This is a genomic window from Rhizobium sp. CCGE 510 (assembly GCF_000292525.1).
GTDB lineage: Bacteria > Pseudomonadota > Alphaproteobacteria > Rhizobiales > Rhizobiaceae > Rhizobium.
Genome location: NZ_AEYF01000040.1, coordinates 289,851 through 295,850, shown reverse-complemented (window position 1 = coordinate 295,850; position 6,000 = coordinate 289,851). Strand labels below are relative to the sequence as shown.

General features: G+C 61.6%; 3 protein-coding genes. 1 reads left to right on the top strand and 2 read right to left on the bottom strand.

The features are described 5' to 3' along the window. The first annotated feature begins 352 nt into the window (after positions 1-352). Positions 353-2,293 (top strand): M23 family metallopeptidase, encoded by a 1,941-nt coding sequence (locus RCCGE510_RS19570; protein WP_037079232.1) that lies wholly within the window; start codon positions 353-355, stop codon positions 2,291-2,293. Between the two features lie 101 nt (positions 2,294-2,394). On the opposite strand, the gene clpB is transcribed toward RCCGE510_RS19570, so the two are convergent. Both clpB and RCCGE510_RS19560 read right to left on the bottom strand, forming a co-directional pair. Then, positions 2,395-4,995: an ATP-dependent chaperone ClpB gene (gene clpB, locus RCCGE510_RS19565; RefSeq protein WP_007632781.1), complete on the bottom strand. Its 2,601-nt coding sequence runs from the start codon at positions 4,993-4,995 to the stop codon at positions 2,395-2,397. A gap of 248 nt (positions 4,996-5,243) precedes the next feature. Next, positions 5,244-5,987, bottom strand: a complete 744-nt coding sequence (locus RCCGE510_RS19560; protein WP_007632779.1) for a DUF4167 domain-containing protein — start codon at positions 5,985-5,987, stop codon at positions 5,244-5,246. Positions 5,988-6,000 lie beyond the last annotated feature (13 nt).

The following is a 6,000-nucleotide window of genomic DNA, read 5'->3' as shown; positions in this document are numbered from 1 at the left end:
TGCTTTCTGAAAAAAGTAATTTTTCTTCCAAGCAATTGTTTTTGCACACGAAATTTAGGGCATCGTGTAAATACGATCGTTTCCCGGATTCCGACCGACCTGACACGGCCAGGAAAATGAACCTCTTTCGACTTTTCCGGGGAAGAATGCCCTTTCCGCTCCCCTGCGCCCCGACATCATCACAATCTGCTGTCTTAAGAGACACACGATTCACACAGGCAAATGCAGGCAGACTGCCTTTCCCTGTGCGATTTGACTTCCATGCCTATAATATGCACATCTTTCGCCCCAGCCAGGATGGCCGAGAAATGCTTCCAGAGACGCCTGATGTAAGGACGCGGACCCGACTGCCATGATGACGGAGAAAATGATGATCCGCTCGTTGGGCAACGAGCCTCCGCTTCTGGCCGACGGCAGGCGCGCGCCCGACCGCCGCGAGGTTTCCTTGCGCTGGCTCTCGGGCACGTTCCTCACCGGCATTACATCCTCCGTCCTGATGGGCGTCGCGCTTTTTGCCGCCCTTGACGGCCGCCAGCAGCTGGCGATCCCCGCCGAGGCCTATGCGAGTGCGGCGGCGGACGCGCATGAGGATACGACAGTGGTGCGCGGCGGAAGGCTGATCGCGCCCGCTATTGCAGCAAAACCGTCCGACCGTGCCATCATGGAAGTTTCGACCGTCGTCCACGACGGCGAGAAAGAGGTCGTTCGCCGCCAGCCCTTCGCGCATGTGAAGATGACGCTGGCCGCCAACCATGTGGCGACCGAGGACTATCCCGACTTTGATCCCCTGGCGATCTTTTCCGCCGACGAGCCGCAGCCCGCCCCGCAAAGCCGCACCGGCGCGCTTTACGGCTCCGATGTCGAATCCGAAGTCAGCCTGAAGACCATTTCCTTCCCGACCGGCAAGAGCAGCATGAAGATGGCGTCCGGCCTGTCGCTCGAAGAAGTCGAAGAGAATGTTCGCTCCAATGGCTCGGTGCTGACTGATGGCAATACACAGCTTGCAGCCCTTTATTACGTCGATCCGCGCCGCTTCTCCAATGAGGACGCCGATGTCGATCTTACTGCCGGCCTGTCGGCTCGCGTGCTCGAACAGAACATGACGGTCTCCGCATCGGAATCGATCACGCCGCAGACCGAGGAGTTCGCCGACGACATTCTGCCTGTCCGCGTCGACACGCCGATCGCCAAGGCGCTGACGGATTCCGGCTATCCGCAGCAATATGCCGATGGCATTGCCGGGTTTATCTCGCAGCAACTGGGTTCCCCCGACCTCGACAAGGGCGACGTGCTGCGCATCGGCATCATTCAGAAGGGCGAGCAGGCAAAGATCATCCGAGCCAGCGTCTATCGCGGCACGCGCCATCTCGTCACCGTGGCCGTCGACGACAAGGGCAGATACGTGCCCGGAAGCGAGCCGCCGATGCTGGATGCCATCGCCACCGCCTTCGATGACAATTCTTTCGCGCCGCCCCCCGGCCAGAACCTGCCGCGGGTCTATGACGGCATCTATCGCGCGGCCCTGTCCTACGGCATGACCAAGGATATGACGGCGCTGATCATCAAGCTGCTCGCCAGCAATGTCGATTTCCAGGCGCAGCTGCGGTCGACCGATAGTCTCGAGGCCTTCTTCTCCGTCGCCGACAGTGCCGGCCAGGCGACCGAGGATTCCGAACTGCTCTACGTCAACGCCCGTTTCGGCGACACGCAGACGCGCTTCTACCGCTTCCAGGATCCCGAGGACGGCACGGTCGATTATTTCGACGAGAACGGCAAAAGCATCCGCCAGTTCCTGCTGCGCAACCCGGTTCCGAACGGCATCTTCAAATCGGGCTTCGGCATGCGCCGTCACCCGATCCTCGGTTTCGCCCGCATGCACACCGGTGTCGATTGGGCGGCACCCCGCGGTACGGCAATCATCGCCGCCGGCAACGGCACGGTTGAAAAAGCCGGCTGGGATTCCGGCGGTTACGGCAACCAGACGATCATCCGCCACGCCAACGGCTATGAATCCTCCTACAATCACCAGAGCGCCATTGCCAAGGGTGTCACGCCCGGCGCCAAGATCCGCCAGGGCCAGGTGATCGGCTGGGTCGGCACGACGGGCGAGTCCACCGGACCGCACCTGCATTACGAGCTGATCGTCAACGGCACCAAGGTCGATCCCTTGCGCATCCGTCTGCCGGGCGGAAAATCGCTGCAGGGCGAGGCGCTGGCCAAGTTCGAGGACGAGCGCAAGCGTATCGATACGCTGCTGAACAATCAGACGGCAGATCAGCTGGCGAGCAAGTAGCCCCGGTCATCGCCGGCACGCTAATGACCTGAAGTGTCGTCCGGCCCCACCGAACGATAGATGGCGGCCGAAACCGCCATTCTCATTCATCCGGAAGCGGCTTAGGCCGCTTCGCTCACCGTCTGCCGCGTCCTGAACTGCAGCCGGTCCGAACCGCTTGTCACCTTCACCGTCGATCCATCAGGCACCTGGCCGGACAGGATCTGCTCGGCCAGCGGATCCTGCACGAACTTCTGGATCACCCGCTTCAACGGCCTTGCGCCGTAGACCGGATCGTAACCCTTGTTCGCCAGCCAGTGGCGGGCTTCCTCGTCAAGGTCGATGACGATCTTGCGTTCGGACAGCAACGCCACCAGCCGCTTCAGCTGGATATCGACGATCGCGCCCATCTCCTCGCGCTTCAGGCGGTGGAAGAGAATGATCTCATCGATGCGGTTCAGGAATTCCGGCCGGAAATGCCCGCGCACGACCTCCATCACCTCCTCGCGAACAGTATCGCTGTCGTCGCCGTCCTTGAGTTGCGTCAGATATTCTGCGCCGAGGTTCGAGGTCATGATGATCATCGTGTTGCGGAAATCGACGGTCCGCCCCTGGCCGTCCGTCAAACGTCCGTCATCCAGCACTTGCAGCAGGATGTTGAAGACGTCTGGATGCGCCTTTTCGATCTCGTCGAACAGCACGACCTGATAGGGCCGGCGGCGCACGGCTTCCGTCAGCGCCCCGCCTTCGTCATAACCGACATAGCCCGGAGGCGCACCGATCATCCGGGCAACCGAGTGCTTCTCCATATATTCCGACATGTCCATGCGCACCATCGCCGTCTCGTCGTCGAAAAGGAAGCGGGCGAGCGCCTTGGTGAGTTCCGTTTTACCGACGCCGGTCGGGCCGAGGAAAATGAACGAGCCGATCGGCCGGTTCGGATCCTGCAGACCGGCGCGGGCGCGGCGCACAGCGCGCGAAACCGCCTGAACCGCGTCGCCCTGGCCGATTACCGATTTCGCCAGCTCGTCTTCCATCCGAAGCAGCTTGTCGCGTTCGCCCTCCAGCATCCTGTCGACCGGAATGCCGGTCCAGCGGGAAACGACATGGGCAATGTTGTCGGGGATAACGACCTCCTGCACCATCGCGCCGCGTTCGCCATCCTGCCTCTCGGCGTCGACCAGCTGCTTTTCCAGATCGGGGATGACGCCGTAGGTCAACTCGCCGGCGCGCTGGAATTCACCCTTGCGCTGGGCAATCGCCAGTTCATTGCGGGCATCGTCGAGCTGTTTCTTGAGATCGGCGGCAAGTCCCAGCTTCTGCTTTTCCGCCTGCCAGCGGGCCGTCAGCGCGTCGGCCTCCTCTTCGAGCCCCGTCAGTTCGGTCTCCAGCCGCTTCAGCCGGTCGGCCGAGGCGACGTCGGTTTCCTTCTTCAGCGCCTCGCGCTCGATCTTCAGCTGGATGATGCGACGATCGAGTTCGTCAAGTTCTTCCGGTTTGGAATCCACCTGCATGCGCAACCGCGCCGCCGCCTCGTCCATCAGGTCGATCGCTTTATCGGGCAGGAAACGGTCGGTGATATAGCGGTTGGAAAGCGTCGCAGCCGCGACCAGCGCCGCATCGGCGATGCGCACCTTGTGATGCTGTTCGTATTTTTCCTTCAGGCCGCGCAGGATCGAGATCGTGTCTTCGACCGTCGGCTCGTCGACGACGACCGGCTGAAAGCGGCGGGCAAGAGCCGGGTCTTTTTCGACATGTTTGCGATATTCGTCGAGCGTGGTCGCGCCGACGCAATGCAGCTCGCCGCGGGCAAGAGCGGGCTTCAACAGGTTGGAAGCGTCCATTGCCCCATCGGCCTTGCCGGCACCGACCAGCGTGTGCATCTCATCGATGAACAGGATGATCTCGCCGTTCTCAGCTTGCACCTCGTTGAGCACCGCCTTCAGCCGCTCCTCGAATTCGCCGCGGTATTTCGCACCGGCAATCAGCGCGCCCATATCGAGCGCCATCAGCTTCTTGTCCTTCAGCGATTCCGGCACGTCACCGTTGACGATGCGCAGCGCCAGACCCTCGACGATCGCCGTCTTGCCGACACCGGGTTCGCCGATCAGCACAGGATTGTTCTTGGTACGGCGCGAAAGCACCTGAATGGTGCGGCGGATTTCGTCGTCGCGGCCGATCACCGGGTCGAGCTTGCCCTCGAGGGCTTCGGCAGTGAGATCGCGTGCGAACTTCTTCAGCGAATCGAAACCCTGCTCGGCATTGGAAGAATCCGCCGTCCGGCCCTTGCGGATGTCGTTGATGACCTGGTTCAGGCCCTGGGCCGTCACGCCCGCGTTTTTCAGTGTCGAAAAGGTCGAGGCCGAGGATTCGATCGCCAGCGCCTGCAGCAGGCGCTCGACGGTGACAAAGCTATCGCCGGCCTTCTTCGCCGCATCTTCGGCGGTCGAGAGCACCTTGGCGAGCGGCTGCGCCAGATAGATGTTGCCGTTACCGCCGGAAATTTTCGGCAGTTTAGCCAGCGCTGCGTCATTGGCGAGGCGCGCAGCCTTGGCATCGCCGCCGGCGCGCTCGATCAGCGACGCCGCCATGCCCTGGTCGTCATCGAGCAGGACTTTCAGCACATGTTCTGGCGTGAATTGCTGATGACCTTGCGCCAACGCATAAGTCTGCGCCGACTGGATAAAGCCGCGCACCCGCTCGGAGTATTTCTCGATATTCATATTCTACCTCCATGGATCGCCCTGCCCTTATGAGGCGCAGACCGATGATTGAGATCGACCTCCTGAAAAGGCAGGCCGCGCTTGGCCCATCTCTGATTTGGGCGAAGCAATCGAGGAGAATATGGTACCCTATTCTGCGAGTTTAAAGAGCCGATAAAATGAAAATCCCCGGCGCGAGGCCGGGGATTTTCGTTGAATTCTAACGGATGGCATGAACCTCACGCTCCCCTGAAGGAGAAGCGAAATCCTCATTCCGATGCGGCGTCGGCCAGTACCGGCGCCTCGCCGGAGGAACCTTCGCCCTCAGCGGCTGCTTCGCCCTCAGCGCCGCGACGCGGGCGACGGGGACGGCTGCCAGTGCTGCGACGGCGGGGCTGGCGCGGCTGACCGCCGGAGCCTTCCTCATCCATAGCGACCTCGGCCGGAATGCCTTCGATCTCCGGCTGCGGGCCGGTTCCGTCGATCACCTCGGGCTGGGGTGCCGGGGCAGCCGCCGGGGCAGGCGTCGGTTGCGGCTGTGCCTGCGGCCGGTGCTGCTGCCTGCTCTGCGGCGGCTGGACGATAACGACATCATCGCCGTCATTGTCGTTGCCGTCCATATCGTCGCCGTCACGATCCACACCGTCGCGATCCGAACCATCGCGATCATACTCGCCGCGATCGTCGCGCTGGAAGCGTTCCTGCATCTGCGCCTGGGCGCTGGCGATGATACGATAGTAGTGTTCGGCGTGCTGAAGATAGTTTTCGGCAATGACGCGGTCGCCAGAGCTTTGGGCGTCGCGGCCAAGCTGTGCGTATTTTTCGGCGATATGCTGTGCAGTACCGCGAATCTTCACATCGGGGCCGGAGCTGTCATAGGTCCGGGTCAGCGGATTGCCGCCCTTGCGGTTGAAATTGTTGTTATTGTTATTGTTATTGTTACTTCCGCCGCCGCCGCCGTTATTGTTGTTACCACGCCCTCGACCGCGCTTGTTCTGCTGTCCTGGCCTCATAGATCGTTCACCT